Here is a 16,150-nt window from a genome sequence, read left to right on the forward strand (position 1 = left end):
GTGTCCGGCGGTACCGAGCCCGGCCGGGCGCCCGGGGACAAGCAGGAGCCGCCCCGCCCGGGCTCGGTGCGGCCGACGTCGCGCCGGCTGCTGGTCGCGATCGCCGTTCTCGGCGTCGCGGTCGGCGTGACGATCGTCAAGGTGATCGAGTCCGGTGGCGGCGTCGCGCCGACGGTGTCCTGGCTGTCGCTGGTGGCCTGGGCGTTCCTGGCCGCGCTGCTGTTCGCCGCGGCCCGCAACACCCACCAGCGGATCCAGGTACGCCGGGAACGCGTCGAGGCGTCCCGCGCGGTGTTCTTGTTGATGATCGGAAAAGCCAGCGCTTTCGTCGGCGCGTTGTGCACCGGTGTTTACGCAGGGTTCGCGTTAAGCTTCCTGCGAGCGATGGGGTCCAGCGGGCCTCGTAACCGTGTGATCATGGCCGGTGCCGCGGCGGTGGTCTCGGTGTTGGTCGTCACGGCCGGATTGTTGCTCGAACGTGCGTGTCGGATTCCCGAGGACCCCGACGAGACCCCTTAACATGACGACCCATGGGGTCAAGGGGTAGCCGCCGTCGAACCAGGACCACAGTTCTCACCGTTGCCAACGCATCGCTGATCGTTGTCTGCCTGGGCGTGAGTATCGCGCTCTTCTCGCAGAATGCCTGGATTCTCCGGGCGGCAGCAGTGGGCGCCGCACTCGTCGCGATCGCCGGCGCCGTGCTCTTCCGGCACCAGCTCCTGGTCGAGCGGCTGGCGCACTCCGACGAGCGCGCCCAGGTCGCGCAGGAGTACTCGCGGATCACCAGCGCGCGCGTCGTCGAGAACGCCGAGTTCGTCGACCTGATGCAGCGCCGGCTGGACAAGATCGACCAGCGCCTCGACAAGATCGACCAGGAGGTCGCGACCGTGGTCGCGGCCGGCGACAAACACTCCCAGGCCGACGCGCCGACCGTCGTGGACCTCAAGCTCCGCGGCCTGGCTGCCTCCTGACACAACGCCGTACACAACACAGAGCGCCGACGATCCGGGACAGGATCGTCGGCGCTCTGCGCGTTCCCGGACAGCTACTGGCCGTAGGCCTTCGCGGTCCAGCCCAGCGAGCCGAGCGACGCGCCCTTCATGTCGGTCGCGACACCGTCGGACTTGTCGGCGTCGAAGTGCGCCGACGCCCGGCCGTCCGCCGTGATCGCGAGCAGCGGCCGTCCGTTCGGGTGGTCCTCACAGAAGCCGGTGCTGAGGCTGGTGAACGACGCCCACCCGCTCGATCGCAGCGTCTTCCCGGTGATCTTCCCGGTGGCACGGTTGATCGTCCATTCCCTGAGCTCGCCGTTCGTCTTGGTACCGATCAGGACGTCGGCGGTGTTGCTGCCGGTGCCACGGGTGCCCTCATGGACCAGCGTGTTGACGGAACTCCACCCGACGGTGGCGAGCTTCGTCGGCGCCGAGTACGTGAACACACCGTCGACGTACTTCTCCTTGTACCGGTAGAGCGTGGTGCCGGTCACGCGGAACAGGTACGGCGAGCCCGTGGCGAGAATTCGGGTACCGGCGAAGCCGTCGATGAGCTGACTGGCGCTCATCGTCCGAATCATCCAGACGCCGTCCTCGGCCTTGTACAGTTCACGGCTCACCTTGAACAACCATCCATTGGTCGGGTGCGCCGCGATCTCGGTGGTGCGGATAGTCGTGTCGTCGCCGGACGCGCCGAGTTGCTGGTATGCCGAGGGCACCCAGGGGAGCGTGTCGCCGAAGTACTCCGTGGTGCTCGTCTCGCCACCGTCGTACCCGTAGCTGAGCCGTTGTCCGTCAGTGCGGTACGCCGTGGTGTACACGCTGCAGTCCGCCGGGACGTCACCGACCGCCGCGGTGGCGGGGCGGGCGGTTCCGGTGATCGCTGCCGCGGCGAGGCCGGTCGCGGCGACGGCCAGCGCGGTGGCGCCGGCCAGGATGGGTCTACGCATCGAGTGATTCCTCCAGAAGGGTGGGGGCCGGCGGCCGGTTTGGCTTTTGCAACAGGCGCCCCGACCGCGAGCCGAGCGTAGGAACGGCGACCGCCGCGGCTCTGCCCGTACGCGACCCGTACCCGCGGGCCGCGCGAGCCAGGGAGCGCGAGCCGAGGAGAAGGCGAGCTCTGGCCGCGTCCTGGCTCCCGCCCCATACTGCGAGGTGGGAGGGACGAGGTGGGGAGGGATCACGCATGGGGCTGAGCGCGAACTATCCGGCCGTGACGATGAACAACCCGAGCGGGCACGTCACGGTCTACAACGAGGACCATCTACCGATCGGGCAGCTCGGGCCGGCGCCGTTCGAATCGCCGTCGGTGAACGTCACCTGCAAGCGCCGGGCCTGGGACGACCTGTACTGGTACCGGCTGCTGAACCCCGAGGGCTTCCCGTTCCCGGCCGACGAGGCGTACGTGTCCGCCGACGAGACCCACGAGCTCAACCCGGAGCAGCCGTACCCGATCCCGGAGTGCGCGAGCGGCTGTCCGATCAAGATCGGGCAGGCGGTGGGGGCGGGTGTGCTGGCGATCGGCTCCGTCGCCGCGGCGGCCGCCTGGCGGCGCAGGCGCCGTACCTTGGGCACCGCCTGATCAGCCTGCGGGAGGTCGCGTAGGTTCGGGGGTGTGGATCTCGCGAAGCTGCTGAAGGTTGCCGGTGCCGCTGTCGAGCGTGGGCGGGAGGTGACGCGGACGCGTGCCCCGGGGGAGCTGACGTCCAAGGGTGATCGGGACATGGCCTCCGAGGTGGATTTCGCCGTGGAGCGCGAGGTACGGGCGTTCCTCGAGCGCGAGACCCCCGAGATCGGGGTGCTCGGCGAGGAGGAGGGCGGCGCGACCGACGGCACGCGCTGGGTGCTCGACCCGGTCGACGGGACGGTGAACTTCATCCACGGCGTACCGCTGTGGGGCATCTCGCTCGGGCTGATCCACGAGGGTCGCGCGGTCGCGGGCGTGATCGACCACCCGGCGCTGGGTACGACGTACGCCGCCGCCGAGGGCCTCGGCGCGACCTGCAACGGGAAGGCGATCCGGGGCAGCGAGTGCACCGACCTGACCGAGGCATTGGTGGCCGTCGGCGACTATGCGGTCGGTCCCGACGCCGAGCGCGTCAACACCGAGCGACTGGCGTTGACCCAGCGCCTCTACCCGCGTGTTCAACGGCTCCGCATGATCGGGACCGCCGCCACCGCACTGACCTGGACCGCGAACGGCTACTTCGACGCGATGATCATGTTCTCGAACAAGCCCTGGGACACCATGGCCGGCGTAGCCATCTGCCGCGCCGCGGGCGTCACCGTCCTGGACCTCGACGGCACCACCCACACCCCCGACTCCCGAGGCGTCTTCGCAGTCGCCACCGCCATCCGCGAACCCCTACAGGAACTCCTCGACTGAGCTACTTGCCGGCTACTTGTCGATGTCGCCGACGACGAAGAACATGCTGCCGAGGATGGCGATCATGTCGGGGATCATGGTGCCGGGGAGCAGGGCCGGGAGGGCGGAGATGTTGTTGAAGCTGGCCGAGCGGAGTTTCAGGCGCCACGGGGTCTTGTCGCCGCGGGACACCAGGTAGTAGCCGTTGATGCCGAGCGGGCTCTCGGTCCAGGCGTAGGTCTGGCCCTCGGGGACCTTGAGGATCTTCGGCAGCCGCACGTTGACCGGGCCGGCCGGCAGCGTGGCGAGCTTGTCGAGGCAGGCGTCGACCAGGTCGAGCGAGACCTTCACCTGCTCGAGCAGTACGGCGAAGCGCGCGAAGCAGTCGCCCTCGGGGCGGGTCACGACGCGGAGCGCGTCCTGCAGGTCGCCGTACGCGAGGTAGGGCTCGTCGCGGCGGAGGTCGGCGTCCACACCCGAGGCGCGGGCGATCGGGCCGGAGACACCGTACTGGGCGATCAGTTCGGGAGACAGCCGGCCGACGCCGACCGTGCGGGCCCGGAAGATCTCGTTGCCGAGGACGATCTCCTCGATGTCGGGCAGCCGGTTGCGGACCGCGCCGGAGGCGGCGGCCGCACGGCCGAGCCAGCCGTACGGCAGGTCCTCCTTCAGCCCGCCGACCCGGTTGAACATGTAGTGCATCCGGCCGCCGGACAGCTCCTCCATCACCGCCTGGATCGTCTCGCGCTCGCGGAACGCGTAGAAGACCGGCGTGATCGCGCCGAGCTCGAGCGGGTACGAGCCGAGGAACATCAGGTGGTTCAGCACCCGGTTCAGCTCGGCGAGCAGGGTGCGCAGCCAGACGGCGCGCTCCGGGACCTCCAGGTTCATCATCCGCTCGACCGCGAGGACGACGCCGAGCTCGTTCGCGAACGCGGACAGCCAGTCGTGCCGGTTCGCCAGCACGATGATCTGCCGGTAGTCGCGGACCTCGAAGAGCTTCTCGGCGCCGCGGTGCATGTAGCCGATGATCGGCTCGCAGCTGACGATCCGCTCACCGTCCAGCGTCAGCCGCAACCGCAGTACGCCGTGCGTCGCCGGGTGCTGTGGTCCGATATTGAGCACCATGTCGGTCGTCGGCAGGTCCGATCCGGCCCCACCCCGCTCGTAAGCAGGATCGAATCCGGCAGCTCCCGCCCCGACTCCCACCACTTTTTCGGTACTCATGACTCCTATCGTGACAGGCTGGGGGCGTGGACGACCTCTTCGCACCCTCGGATGTCAGCTGGACGCCGGTTTCGCCGAAGCTGGCCACGTTGCGGCGGCTGAACGCGGCGATCGTGGCCGGGATCGCCGGGATCGTGGCGCTGATCGTGCTCGGGCTGACGGTGGGCTGGCTGTACGGCGTCCTCGCGCTGGTCGTCGCGGCGCTCTGTCTCGGCTGGTCGTGGGTCCTGATCGGCCGGAACCAGCGGTCCTGGAAGTACGCCGAGCGCGAGGACGAGCTCCTGGTCACGCACGGGATCATGTTCCGCGAGCTGGTCGTCGTACCGTACGGCCGGATGCAGTTCGTGGACGTGACCGCCGGGCCGCTGGAGCGGGCGTACGGGATGGCCACCGTCGAGCTGCACACCGCGACACCGGCGACCGACGCGAAGATCCCGGGGCTGCATCCGGACGAGGCCGGCCGGCTGCGGGACCGGTTGTCCGCCCTCGGTCAGGCGCAGGCGTGGGGCCTGTGACCGACCAGGCCGTGGAGACCGGCGGTCAGCGGCTCCACCCGCTCACGCCCTTCGTCAAGGGCTGGGGGTACTTCGTCGTCGCGGCCGTCGCCCTGGTCAACAACGAGGGCCTGCGGAGCAACCTGACGTTCGCCGGGATCGGACTGGCGGCGGTACTCGTCGGCGGCATCCTGCTCGGGGCTCTGTCCTGGTGGTTCACGAAGTGGCAGCTGACTGCCGAGGCGATCCGGGTGGACAGCGGGTTCCTGTTCCGCCGGACCCGGATCATCCGGTTCGACCGGATCCAGGCGATCGACGTCGCTCAGCCCTTCGTCGCGCGGATCTTCGGCATGGCCGAGCTGCGGATGGACGTGGCCGGCGGCGGCAAGAGCGACGGCAAGCTGAGCTACTTCAAGTACGACGAGGCGGTCGGCCTCCGCACCACCCTGCTGGTCCGCGCCAAGGGCGAGAAGGCCGCTGAGCAGCAGGAACACGAGCAACAGGTGGAGTCCGAGGCGCCGCCGCTGCTGACCGTCCCGACCGATCGGTTGCTCGGCGCGACGCTGCTGTCGTCCACCGTCGTCGCCAGCGCGGGCGCACTGGTCTGGGTGATCGTCGCGACCATGGTCCTGAACTTCCACATCGGGCTGTTCGCGGCGGTGCCGCTGCTGCTCGGTGTGGTGCAGCCGATCTGGAAGCAGGTCGTCGGCAACCACGGATTCACGCTGTCGGAGTCCAACCACGGTCTGCGGACCAAGCGCGGGCTGTTCGACGTCCAGCGGCAGACCATCCCGCCCGGCCGGGTGCAGGGCCTGCTGATCACCGAGCCGTTGATCTGGCGGCTGATCGGCTGGGCCCGGGTCGAGCTGGACATCGCCGGTGTGGCGGGCCAGAAGGAGGACGGTGACGACCTGCTGGAGGGCGCACAGTTGCTCCCGGTGGGCGACCGGACCGAGATGGCCTACGTCCTCGGCAGAGTCCTGCCGGGACTCGATCTGGCCCGCATCCAGATGCATGTGGCACCGCAGCGCGCGAAGTGGCTGCGTCCGATCGGCTGGCGCTACCTGGCGTACGGCGTCGATGACCAGGTCATGGTCACCACGCGCGGCTGGGTGAGCCGCCGTACGTCGATCGTGCTGCACCACAAGACGCAGTCGGTCCGGTTGGTGCAGGGGCCGCTCCAGCGTCGGCTGGGACTCGCCAACGTGCACGTGGACACCCCAGTGGGGCCGACCAACGCCGTCGCGTTGCATCGCGACCAGGCGGAAGCCGCGGCGCTGCTGGAGGGTCAGGCCGAGAGGGCGCGCGAGGCACGCCGTACCGTGGCGGCGTCGTTCGCTGTCCAGACCCAGCCGAACCCGCCGAGCCCGGACGGGTCCAGCAGCTCGCCTGCCTCGCCCGCTGACGACAACTCCGACAGATAGCGCCGTGCGTCCGTCTGAGCGAGCTCTAGGCTCGGACGGGCGCCAGTAACGCCCAGCGCGCGCAGTGCGTCGCGTTGGCTCACGATGGTGCCGCCGAGCGAGTCGAGCGCCACGTGCGCGGTCACGTCGCACGAACCGTCCAGGACCGGCTCACACTCCCGCCCGTCGCGGAAACCCGTCACCGTCCCGTACGGCGGTCTGTTGTCACGGACATGTCCGTAGTCGATGGCGATCGCCACCGCGCCGCCGGTCAACCGCCGTACGACGTCCTGCCAGGCCTCGTCGCGGGCCAACCCGACCTCGGCGCGATCACCCGGTTCACCAGGCCACCACTCCCGCAGCCAGGCGAGATCGTTGCCTTCGGCAACCGCACCTGGTGTCAGGCCGGCGGTCAGATAACGCGGTACGCCGTCCGCGTCCCACTCGACGAGCTCACAGGGCACGTTGTCGAGCCACTCGTTGGCGATCACCAGTCCGGTCAGGCGATCGGGGAGCTGGTCGTCCAGTTCGATGTCGAGGACCGAGAGGCCGGCGGACCGCAGTACCTGCCCCAGCTCGCCGGAGCCGGCGCCGATGTCGACGACCTGGTCCAGACCGAGCTCATCGGCCAGTCGGGCGATCGCCTGTCCGAACAGCGGAGACACATGCACCGACGTCCGGAAATGCGCTGCCGGGCGCTCGCGGCGGTAGAACCCGTCGGGACCGTAGAGAGCGTGCTGCCAGGCCTGCCGGAAGGTCTCGGTCATCGCCCTACCCATGCGGTTGCTGTGGACCGGACTAATTCTAGGATCAGGCAGCGTGGCGTATCTTCCGGAGCAGCTCGCGGTCCTGTTCGAGGGCGACCCGGCGTTCGACGTGGTCGGAGCGGAACCGCCGTATGTCGTCACTCCCGCGTGGCTCGCGGCGCGGAAGGCCGACATCGCGGAGCTGGTCGACCGGCCGATCCTGGGCCGGGTGTCGGCGAGCAACAAGTTCTTCGTCGAGGGATCGCCGCTGCTGGTCGACACCTTCTACTACATCTTCCGGAGTCTGTGGCCGCCGATCGGCATTCTGGCCGGTGGCGCGCGGAACCTGCACTTCCTGCTGCTGAACGAGTGGCGCGCGGAGAAGCAGGAGGTCGACACCGAGATCGCGAACTGGCGGGAGACCCCGGGGAAGTTCGACATCCCGTTCCCGCTGCGCCAGGACCACGCGTCGCAGGTGGAGGTGATCCAGGGCTCCCGCCGGCTGTTGGACCTGCTGGCCGGGATCCCGGGGCTGGAGGTCCGCCGGAAGGCGATGGCCACCATGCTGGACCGCATCCTGGGTGACCCGGCGCTGCTCGACTTCCACGTCGCCGAGGACCGGCCGGCGGTGACGAAGCGCTGGATCGAGGAGTTCGGCGACGACGACATCCGGCAGGCGTTCCCACACCTGTCCGGCAACCCGCTGGACCTGCTGGTGTACGGGCTGAACCGGCTGCAGGCGGCGTACGACGGAATCGCGGCGGTGACGCCGGAGGCGGAGCGGCCGTTCACCGACGAGGTGGCGTCGCTGCTGCAGCAGATCGGGCGGACCGATCTTCCGGCCGGGCTGTCGTTCTCGGTGCTCGGCCCGTCCGGGACGGCCGAGGTGCAGAAGGCTCTGGATGCGTCCAAGGCCCGGATGGAGCCGGCCGAGTGGCGGCGCCGGCGGCAGGCCTGGATGATCCGGGCGGTCGAGGCAGGGGCGCACGCCGAGGCACGTGAGTACCTGGCCGCGACGTACCAGGTCGGCGCCAGCCTGAACGGGATGCCGGACAAGGCGAAGCCCTCCGACCAGCTGTACCTGGTCTCCGGCTTCTACAAGGGCCTGCGGGACCTGTACGCGTTCCGGCCGCCGAAGCCGGTGGTGGAGGCTGAGGCCGCCGCACCGGACAAGCAGCGCGCGGATGCGCCCGCCTCCGGCGACCCGATCGCCGAGCTGAACGAGATGACCGGCCTGGGGCCGGTGAAGACCCGGGTGCACGAGCTGGTGGCGGAGGCGAAGCTGGCCAAGCTGCGGACCGAGGCCGGGCTGCGGCTGCCGAAGCCGATGGGTCACCTGGTCTTCAGCGGCAACCCGGGCACCGGCAAGACCACGGTGGCCCGGATCCTCGCCGAGGTCTACCGGGACCTCGGCATGCTGTCGTCCGGTCATCTGGTCGAGGTGGGACGGGCCGACCTGGTCGCGTCGTTCACCGGTCAGACCGCGTCGCGCGTCACCGAGGTGGTCGAGCGAGCGCTGGGTGGCGTGCTGTTCATCGACGAGGCGTACTCGCTGTTCACCGGCTCGGACCGGGACTTCGGCCGGGAGGCCGTCGCCACGCTGATCCAGCTGATGGAGACGCATCGCGACAACCTGGTCGTGGTGATGGCCGGCTACCCCAAGGAGATGTACTCGCTGGTCGACAGCAACCCGGGGATCAGGTCGCGGGTCCGGACGTTCGTGAACTTCCCGGACTACACCGACGCCGAGCTGCACCAGATCTTCCTGCAGGCTGCCGAGCAGGCCGGATTCGTCCTCGGTGAGGGCGTGTCCGAGCTGGTGCTCGCCGACCTGCGCAAGGTGCCGCGGGCGCCGGGGTTCGGCAACGCGCGGACGGTCCGGACCATGCTGGAGCGGATCGCGACGCTACAGGCCGTTCGGCTGGCCGCGCTCGAGTCACCGACCATGGAACAGGTCCGGACCATCGAGCGGGACGATGTCGCCGACCTGGCCGAGGAGAGCATCGGCGACCTGCCGAGGCACGAGGACCCGCGCTCCGAGCTGCAGGCAATGACCGGGCTGGCCGGGGTCAAGGAGACCGTCGAGCGGCTGGCCGCGGAGGCACAGGCCGACATGCTGCGGGCCAAGGCCGGGATGCCGCCGGCCGAGCGGTCCCGGCACATGGTGTTCACCGGCAACCCGGGCACCGGGAAGACGACGGTGGCCCGGCTGCTCGCGGAGATCTACCGGGACCTCGGGCTGCTCGGCGTCGGTCAGCTGGTCGAGACCAGTGGCAACGAGTTGATGGGCAAGTACATCGGCCAGACCGCGCCCAAGGTGCAGCGGGCGGTGGACCAGGCGCTCGGTGGCGTGCTGTTCATCGACGAGGCGTACACGCTGGCGGACCGGCACTCGTACGGCGCCGACGCGCTCGCCACGCTGATCCAGTTGATGGAGGAGCACCGCGACGACCTGGTCGTCGTACTCGCCGGATACACCGAGCAGATGGAGGGGCTGTTCCTGCAGAACCCGGGTCTGCGCTCGCGGCTGCCGACGACGGTGGAGTTCCCGGACTACTCGCTGCCGGAGCTGCAGGAGATCTTCGAGTTCCAGAGCCAGAAGGCGGGCTACCTGCTCGGCGACGGTGTGGTGGAGCGGGTCGGCTCGTTGCTGGAGCGGGTCCGGAGGGCTCCCGAGTTCGGCAACGGGCGGGACGTCCGCAACCTGTTCGAGGCCACGGTGTCGCAGCAGTCCGTGCGGATCAACGCGTTGACGGACCCCAGCATCGACCAGCTACGTGAACTGACCGCGGCCGACGTACCGGGGGAGTGGCAGGGCAAGAAGGCGTCGAAGGCCGTGGGTTTCCAGGCCAGGAGCTGACCGAGCTAGCCGAGCGGTACGGCGCCGAACTGGCGCCAGACGCCCTCGGCGTTCTCGCGCCACAAACCCAGCTCGGACAGCTTGACGGTCGGGGCCGGTGCGGCGGCCAGCGCGGCGTTCGCCTCGGCGACGACGTCCGGACCTCCCTGCGCGGACGACGAGATCGTCAGGTGCGGATGCGGGTCGGGAAACTCACCGCCGTACGGCGGACACTCGGGGAAGGCCGCGAACACGGCCTGTAGCAGCGAGCGCACCGTGCCGAACGGCTCCGGCCGCAGCCAGGCGGTGCCGTTCGGGAACTGACCGGCGGTCGGAAAGCTGAGATCGAACGGCTCGACGGACGAGACGGCGGACCGCAACCGGGCGATGTCGGCGTCGGTCGGTTCGGCAACCCAGGGAACCAGCACAGTGACGTGCGGTGGGATGAGCTCCGTCAACGGGACCTGTGGTCTCGCCGTCGACCGGGACACCGAGCGCCAGCGGTCCGTGTACGCCGCCAGCTCGGGCACTGTGATCAGAATCGCCGTCAATTCGCTCCCGGCCGCCCACGCATCACTCACCGCACCATGCTCTCATCACTGAGGGCATGGCTGATGGTTCCGCGCCTACTGCGCGGCACTCGGCACGGCACCTCGCTGCACGTGAGCAAAGGCCACGATGCTCCGCATCGAGACCTTCGCTCCCGCGCACCGAGCTACCGCACCGAGCACCTGCTCGCTACGGCGCGGAACCATCAGCCATGCCCTACGCTGACAAGGAGATCGTCTGGTACCCGGTAGCGGGACTGGAACGAGAAGAGAGTGAGTGATGGAACGGATCGGCTTGATCGGAGCCGGCCGGGCCGGGACCGCCGTGGGAGCAGCCTTGGCGGTAGCCGGACATCCCCTGGTCGGAGTGACCGCGCGGTCGGAGGCGTCCAAGGAACGCGCCGCCCGGCTTCTGCCTGCTGTACCGGTGCTGACCGCTGACGAGGTCACCACCCGCGCCGACGTCGTCCTGGTCGCCGTACCGGACGACCGCATCGGTGAGGTCGCGCGGACGCTGCCGCTGACCAGTGCGCAGTACGTCGTCCACCTGTCCGGAGCACACGGTCTGGCGCCCTTTGCCGGGCTGGCCGCGACGCCGATCGCACTGCATCCCCCGATGACCTTCACAGGCGGACCGGTCAGCCTCGACGGCGTGCTGTTCACCGCCACCGCCCCGGACTCCGCCAGGTACGTCGTCGAGCGCCTGGTGAAGGCGATGAACGCACGGGTCCAGTGGGTCGCCGACGACCAGCGGGCGCGGTACCACGCGGGTATCGTGCACGGCGCGAACCATCTGACCACGCTGGTCGCCCAAGCGATCGACGTACTGCGGGAAGCGGGCGTGGCGGACCCGGCGGCGACACTCCGGCCGCTGCTCACCGCAACCCTCGACAACACGCTGCGATCCGGTCATCATGCGCTCACCGGGCCGATCGCCCGGGGCGATGTCGACACGGTGGCAGCACATCTGACAGCACTGCGAGTACTGCGGGACCGGACGGCGACGACGTACGCCGAACTGGCCCGCGCGACGGTGGAGATGGCAGCGGAGGACGGCCGGCTGGACGCGGAGACAGCCGCTCGGTTCGCCGACGTACTGGCCGAAGCCCGCGACGGGCAGCGGCCGGACCGGACAGGGGAGGCACCGCGATGAGACTCACCCAGACCAAGGCCGAGCTGCGCGCCGCGACCGCGATCCGGCCCCGGGCGGTCGTGATGACGATGGGCGCCCTGCACGAGGGCCATGCCGCGCTCCTCGGCGAGGCCCGCGAACGGGTCGGGCCGGACGGCAGCGTCGTCCTGACGATCTTCGTGAACCCACTGCAGTTCGGGCCGTCCGAGGACTTCGACCGGTACCCGCGGACGCTGGCCAGCGACCTGGCGATCGCGAAGAACGAGGGGGTCGACCTGGTCTTCAACCCGTCGCGGGACGAGCTGTACCCGAACGAGCCGTCGATCACCGTGCACCCGGGGCCGCTCGCCGACGAGCTCGAGGGCGTTTTCCGGCCGGGGCACTTCTCCGGCGTGCTGACCGTGGTGTCGAAATTGCTGCATCTGACCGCGCCGGATCTGGCGCTGTTCGGCGAGAAGGACTACCAGCAGCTGACGCTGATCCGCGAGATGGTGTGCGACCTCGACATGGACGTCGACATCGTGCCGGTGCCGACCGTGCGGGAGCCGGACGGGCTGGCGATGTCCTCACGCAACCGGTACCTGAGCGAGACCGAGCGTGACGAGGCCCTGGTGCTGTACCGCGCGCTGAGCGCCGGCGCGAAGGCCGGGATGAACGGACCGGACGCCGTACTGGCGGCTGCGCAGGCCGAACTCGAGGCGGTGCCGTCGGTGAAGATCGACTATCTGGCGCTCCGGGCACCCGATCTCGGCCCGGTGATCGGCCCCGGCGAGGCCCGGATGCTGATCGCCGCCCGGGTCGGTCAGACCCGTCTCATTGACAACATTTCCATCACCCTTCGATGAAATCGGTTGATACGGTCCCTGAATGACTGTGCTCATGCCACGCCTCCGGCGCGGCGGGTCACGGGGCCTTGGCTCCCGCCCTTCCCTCGTCGCTCCAGTCGCAGTGCTCGATGCCGCGCTGGCGCGCGGCAGGTCGCGGGGTCTGATTCCCGGTCTTCCCTCGTCGCTCCAGTCGCTGCGCTCCCTGCGCTCCTCAGTCCAGACCGGGGACCCCGCGACCAGGCTCCCTCCGCTCCTCAGTCCAGGGCGGGAGGCCCCGTGACCGCACCTGCTGTCCCGGAGCGGCTGGCCGCTTCGGAGCCTGGTTGGACCGACTCTGCCGATGTGGTGGTGATCGGGTCCGGCGTTGCCGGGCTGACTGCCGCGCTCAGGGCCCGCGAGCTGGGCTCCGTGCTGGTGGTGACGAAGGATGTCGTCGCGTCCGGCTCCACGCAGTGGGCGCAGGGTGGCGTCGCCGCCGCCCTCGACCCGGAGGACTCGCCCGAGGAGCACCTGCAGGACACGCTCGTCGCCGGCGCCGGCCTGAGCGACCCGGACGCCGTCCGGGTGCTCGTCACCGAAGGCCCCGACGCGGTGCGCGACCTGATCGACCTGGGTGCCCGCTTCGACACGATGGCCGACGGCGAGATCTCGCTCGGCCGCGAAGGCGGGCACCACCGGAACCGGATCGCCCACGCCGGCGGTGACGCGACCGGCGCCGAGATCGAGCGCGCCCTGGTCGCCGCGGTCAAGCGCGCCAAGGACATCCGGCTGATCGAGCACGCACTGGTCCTCGACCTGCTGACCGCCGAGGACGGCGCGATCGCCGGCGTCACCCTGCACGTGATGGGCGAAGGCCAGCTCGACGGCGTCGGCGCGATCCGTGCGCGGGTGGTGATCCTGGCCTCCGGCGGTCTCGGACAGTTGTACGCGGCAACGACCAATCCGAGTGTGTCGACCGGCGACGGGATGGCGCTCGCGTTGCGGGCCGGCGCGCAGGTCCGCGACCTGGAGTTCGTGCAGTTCCACCCGACCGTGCTGTGGCTCGGCAAGGGCGCGAAAGGCCAGCAGCCGTTGGTGTCCGAGGCCGTCCGCGGCGAGGGTGCGTTCCTGGTCGACCACACCGGCAAGCGGTTCATGCAGGGCCAGCACGAGCTCGCCGACCTCGCACCGCGGGACATCGTCGCGAAGGCGATCACCCGTCAGATGATTGCCACCGGCAAGGACCATGTGTACCTGGACGCCCGGCACTTCGGCGACGAGAAGTGGCGCGTGCGGTTCCCGACCATCCTGGCGTCCTGCCGCTCGCACGGTATCGACCCGGTGCGCGAGCTGATCCCGGTCGCGCCGGCCTGCCACTACTCGTCCGGCGGCGTCCGGACCGACCTGAACGGTCAGACCTCGGTGCCGGGCCTGTACGCGTGCGGTGAGGTCGCCTGTACCGGCGTGCACGGTGCCAACCGCCTGGCCTCGAACTCGTTGCTCGAGGGCCTGGTCTTCGCCCGCCGGATCGCCGCGCACCTCGCCGAGGGGCTGCCCGAGCAGCGGGAGCCGGCCGCGGACCGCCGTACCCCGGGACTGGTCGACGCGGACGTCGTACCGGAGCTGCAGCGGGCGATGACCATCGGCGCCGGCGTGATCCGGAGCGCGTCGGGGCTCGCGGAGGCGGGGGCGACGATCGGCAAGCTGATCGAGCTGCCGTACGACGAGCCCGGGACGCCCGGCTGGGAGGCGACGAATCTGGTGACCGTGGCCTCCGCGCTGATCGCGGCCGCGACCGCGCGCGAGGAAAGTCGCGGCGCGCACTGGCGGGAGGACCACCCGGACCGCGATGATCTGCACTGGTCCGGCAGCCTGGACCTGACACTCGACCGGAACGCTGTGCCGCAGGCCACGTTTGTTCCGCACGAATCCGAGGAGAATGACCGGCATGGATGAGACAGTCGACCGGCAGTGGGTCGGTGACCTCGTGCGGGCGACCATCGAGGAGGACCTGGCCGGTGGCGTCGACGTGACCACCACGGCCACGGTCGACCCGGACCAGGTGTCGGTCGCCGAGCTGGTCGCCCGCGCCGACGGCGTGGTGGCCGGTCTGGAGATCGCCGAGCTGGTACTGCGCCAGGTCGCCGCACCGGACGAGATCGAGATCGAGTACGGCGTCCGCGACGGCGCGTCCGTCCGTCAGGGCGACGTGCTGATGACGGTCCGCGGCAAGACCCGGCAGCTGCTGACCGCTGAGCGCACCACACTGAACCTGCTCTGCCACCTCTCCGGCGTGGCCACGCTCACCCGGCGCTGGGTGGACGCGGTCGAGGGCACCGGCGCGGTCATCCGGGACACCCGCAAGACGATGCCGCTGCTCCGCTCGCTGGAGAAGTACGCCGTCCGCTGCGGCGGTGGGAAGAACCACCGGATGGGACTGTCCGACGCCGCGCTGATCAAGGACAACCACGTGGTCGCGGCCGGTGGCGTCGCCGAGACGTACCGCCTGGTGCGCAAGGCGTACCCGGAGATCGGGATCGAGGTCGAGGTCGACTCGGTCGAGGACGCGCTGATCGCGGTCGAGTCCGGCGCCGAGCTGATCCTGCTCGACAACATGGACGTCCCGCTGCTGCGCGAGGCGGTCGAGAAGGTGGCCGGCCGCGCGAAGCTCGAGGCGTCCGGCGGCCTGACGCTGGACGTGGCACATGCAGTCGCCGAGACCGGTGTCGACTACCTCGCCGTCGGTGCACTGACGCACTCCGCGCCGGTGCTCGACATAGCGCTGGATCTCCAGGAGTCCTGATGTTACTGGCCGTTGCCGTCGAGAACACCAGGTCGTTGGTCGGCCTGGTGTTCGAGGGCACGGTCAAACGGCACTGGTGGGTCGGCACCGATCCACGCCGGACGGCGGACGAGTGGGCCGTGTTGCTGCAGGGGCTGCTCGTCGGTGAGTCGCCGGTGTCCGGGATCGCGGTGTGTTCCGCCGTACCGCATGTGTTGCACGAGTTGCGGGACGTGGTCTCGCGGTACTACCGGGACGTGCCGAGCGTGGTGGTGGAGCCCGGTGTGAAGACGGGCCTGCCGGTGCTGGTGGACAACCCGCGCGAGGTCGGCACCGACCGGATCGCGAACGCGCTCGCGGCGGTGCACACCTACGGCGCGCCCTGTCTGGTCGTCGACGTCGGGACGGCGATCACCATCGACGTGGTCAACCCGGCCGGCGCGTTCGTCGGCGGAGTGATTGCCCCAGGCATCGAAACCGCGACCGACGCGCTCGGGTCCGCGGCCGCGCAGCTGCGCCGGGTCGAGCTGGTCAGGCCGCGCTCGGTGGTCGCGAAGAACACGGTGGAAGCCCTGCAGTCCGGGGCGATCCACGGCTTCGCCGCACTCGTCGACGGACTGGTCGCGCGGATCCGGACCGAACAGTCTCTCGACCCGGACACCCCGGTCGTCGTCACCGGTGCCCTCGCGCCGCTGCTCGCCGGCCAGCTGGGTACGCCGGTGCGCGACGAGCCGTTGCTGACCTTGCACGGTCTGTATCAGGCGTTCGCGCGCAACCACAGCTGAGGGTGATATTCCCCTTGTGCGCCTGAGGGAT

15 protein-coding genes and 1 pseudogene are annotated in these 16,150 nt (G+C 70.0%); 12 read left to right on the top strand and 4 right to left on the bottom strand.

Going from position 1 to position 16,150, the window contains the following annotated elements:
* Both ACFYRH_RS08780 and ACFYRH_RS08785 read left to right on the top strand, forming a co-directional pair.
* On the top strand, window positions 1-519 hold the full coding sequence (locus ACFYRH_RS08780; RefSeq protein WP_387770330.1) for a DUF3180 domain-containing protein: 519 nt from the start codon (window positions 1-3) through the stop codon (window positions 517-519).
* 95 nt (window positions 520-614) lie between these two features.
* Window positions 615-971, top strand: coding sequence for a hypothetical protein (locus ACFYRH_RS08785; protein WP_387770333.1), 357 nt, complete (start codon window positions 615-617; stop codon window positions 969-971).
* 74 nt (window positions 972-1,045) lie between these two features.
* Here ACFYRH_RS08785 and ACFYRH_RS08790 read toward each other — a convergent pair whose 3' ends face one another.
* Window positions 1,046-1,942 (bottom strand): hypothetical protein, encoded by an 897-nt coding sequence (locus tag ACFYRH_RS08790; RefSeq protein WP_387770336.1) that lies wholly within the window; start codon window positions 1,940-1,942, stop codon window positions 1,046-1,048.
* Window positions 1,943-2,178: 236 nt separating this feature from the next.
* Between ACFYRH_RS08790 and ACFYRH_RS08795 the strand changes: the two genes are divergently transcribed.
* Together ACFYRH_RS08795 and ACFYRH_RS08800 are read left to right on the top strand one after the other, a co-directional pair.
* Entirely contained in the window at window positions 2,179-2,574 is a 396-nt protein-coding gene (locus ACFYRH_RS08795) for a hypothetical protein (protein WP_387770339.1), read from the top strand.
* A 33-nt stretch (window positions 2,575-2,607) separates the two neighbouring features.
* Window positions 2,608-3,378: an inositol monophosphatase family protein gene (locus tag ACFYRH_RS08800; protein ID WP_387770341.1), complete on the top strand. Its 771-nt coding sequence runs from the start codon at window positions 2,608-2,610 to the stop codon at window positions 3,376-3,378.
* 12 nt (window positions 3,379-3,390) lie between these two features.
* Here ACFYRH_RS08800 and ACFYRH_RS08805 read toward each other — a convergent pair whose 3' ends face one another.
* A complete protein-coding gene (locus ACFYRH_RS08805) occupies window positions 3,391-4,584 on the bottom strand; it encodes an NADH-quinone oxidoreductase subunit D (protein WP_387770344.1) in 1,194 nt (397 codons plus the stop codon).
* A 26-nt stretch (window positions 4,585-4,610) separates the two neighbouring features.
* Between ACFYRH_RS08805 and ACFYRH_RS08810 the strand changes: the two genes are divergently transcribed.
* Both ACFYRH_RS08810 and ACFYRH_RS08815 read left to right on the top strand, forming a co-directional pair.
* Window positions 4,611-5,099, top strand: a complete 489-nt coding sequence (locus ACFYRH_RS08810) for a PH domain-containing protein (RefSeq protein WP_387770347.1) — start codon at window positions 4,611-4,613, stop codon at window positions 5,097-5,099.
* Window positions 5,096-6,502: a PH domain-containing protein gene (locus ACFYRH_RS08815; protein WP_387770350.1), complete on the top strand. Its 1,407-nt coding sequence runs from the start codon at window positions 5,096-5,098 to the stop codon at window positions 6,500-6,502. Before ACFYRH_RS08810 ends, ACFYRH_RS08815 begins: the two co-directional genes overlap by 4 nt.
* Window positions 6,503-6,606: 104 nt before the next feature.
* Here ACFYRH_RS08815 and ACFYRH_RS08820 read toward each other — a convergent pair.
* Window positions 6,607-7,260, bottom strand: a pseudogene (locus ACFYRH_RS08820) (SAM-dependent methyltransferase); the annotation flags it as partial.
* Between the two features lie 40 nt (window positions 7,261-7,300).
* Here ACFYRH_RS08820 and ACFYRH_RS08825 point away from each other — a divergent pair.
* A complete protein-coding gene (locus ACFYRH_RS08825) occupies window positions 7,301-10,087 on the top strand; it encodes an AAA family ATPase (protein WP_387770353.1) in 2,787 nt (928 codons plus the stop codon).
* A 5-nt stretch (window positions 10,088-10,092) separates the two neighbouring features.
* Here the strand turns inward: ACFYRH_RS08825 and ACFYRH_RS08830 are convergent, their stop codons facing one another.
* Entirely contained in the window at window positions 10,093-10,647 is a 555-nt protein-coding gene (locus ACFYRH_RS08830) for a 2'-5' RNA ligase family protein (protein WP_387770356.1), read from the bottom strand.
* 247 nt (window positions 10,648-10,894) lie between these two features.
* Here ACFYRH_RS08830 and ACFYRH_RS08835 point away from each other — a divergent pair, with 247 nt between their 5' ends.
* The 5 genes from ACFYRH_RS08835 (at window position 10,895) to ACFYRH_RS08855 (ending at window position 16,119) form a co-directional block, all read left to right on the top strand.
* Entirely contained in the window at window positions 10,895-11,767 is an 873-nt protein-coding gene (locus tag ACFYRH_RS08835; protein WP_387770359.1) for a Rossmann-like and DUF2520 domain-containing protein, read from the top strand.
* A complete protein-coding gene (gene panC / locus ACFYRH_RS08840; protein WP_387770362.1) occupies window positions 11,764-12,591 on the top strand; it encodes a pantoate--beta-alanine ligase in 828 nt (275 codons plus the stop codon). Before ACFYRH_RS08835 ends, panC begins: the two co-directional genes overlap by 4 nt.
* Window positions 12,592-12,849: 258 nt before the next feature.
* The gene (locus ACFYRH_RS08845; RefSeq protein WP_387770365.1) at window positions 12,850-14,508 is read left to right on the top strand and encodes an L-aspartate oxidase; all 1,659 of its coding nucleotides are present in this window, start codon (window positions 12,850-12,852) and stop codon (window positions 14,506-14,508) included.
* The gene (nadC, locus tag ACFYRH_RS08850; RefSeq protein ID WP_387770368.1) at window positions 14,501-15,355 is read left to right on the top strand and encodes a carboxylating nicotinate-nucleotide diphosphorylase; all 855 of its coding nucleotides are present in this window, start codon (window positions 14,501-14,503) and stop codon (window positions 15,353-15,355) included. Before ACFYRH_RS08845 ends, nadC begins: the two co-directional genes overlap by 8 nt.
* Entirely contained in the window at window positions 15,355-16,119 is a 765-nt protein-coding gene (locus ACFYRH_RS08855) for a type III pantothenate kinase (protein WP_387770371.1), read from the top strand. The genes nadC and ACFYRH_RS08855 overlap by 1 nt, the downstream gene beginning before the upstream one ends.
* Window positions 16,120-16,150 lie beyond the last annotated feature (31 nt).

The organism is Kribbella sp. NPDC004875, from assembly GCF_042873375.1.
Lineage (GTDB): Bacteria > Actinomycetota > Actinomycetes > Propionibacteriales > Kribbellaceae > Kribbella.

What these genes read in the sequence shown, in the direction of transcription:
- ACFYRH_RS08790 (WP_387770336.1), bottom strand. Translation starts at nt 1,942, where the DNA reads ATGCGTAGACCCATCCTGGCCGGCGCCACCGCGCTGGCCGTCGCCGCG.
- ACFYRH_RS08795 (WP_387770339.1), top strand. Translation starts at nt 2,179, where the DNA reads ATGGGGCTGAGCGCGAACTATCCGGCCGTGACGATGAACAACCCGAGC.
- ACFYRH_RS08805 (WP_387770344.1), bottom strand. Translation starts at nt 4,584, where the DNA reads ATGAGTACCGAAAAAGTGGTGGGAGTCGGGGCGGGAGCTGCCGGATTC.
- ACFYRH_RS08835 (WP_387770359.1), top strand. Translation starts at nt 10,895, where the DNA reads ATGGAACGGATCGGCTTGATCGGAGCCGGCCGGGCCGGGACCGCCGTG.
- panC (WP_387770362.1), top strand. Translation starts at nt 11,764, where the DNA reads ATGAGACTCACCCAGACCAAGGCCGAGCTGCGCGCCGCGACCGCGATC.
- nadC (WP_387770368.1), top strand. Translation starts at nt 14,501, where the DNA reads ATGGATGAGACAGTCGACCGGCAGTGGGTCGGTGACCTCGTGCGGGCG.
- ACFYRH_RS08855 (WP_387770371.1), top strand. Translation starts at nt 15,355, where the DNA reads ATGTTACTGGCCGTTGCCGTCGAGAACACCAGGTCGTTGGTCGGCCTG.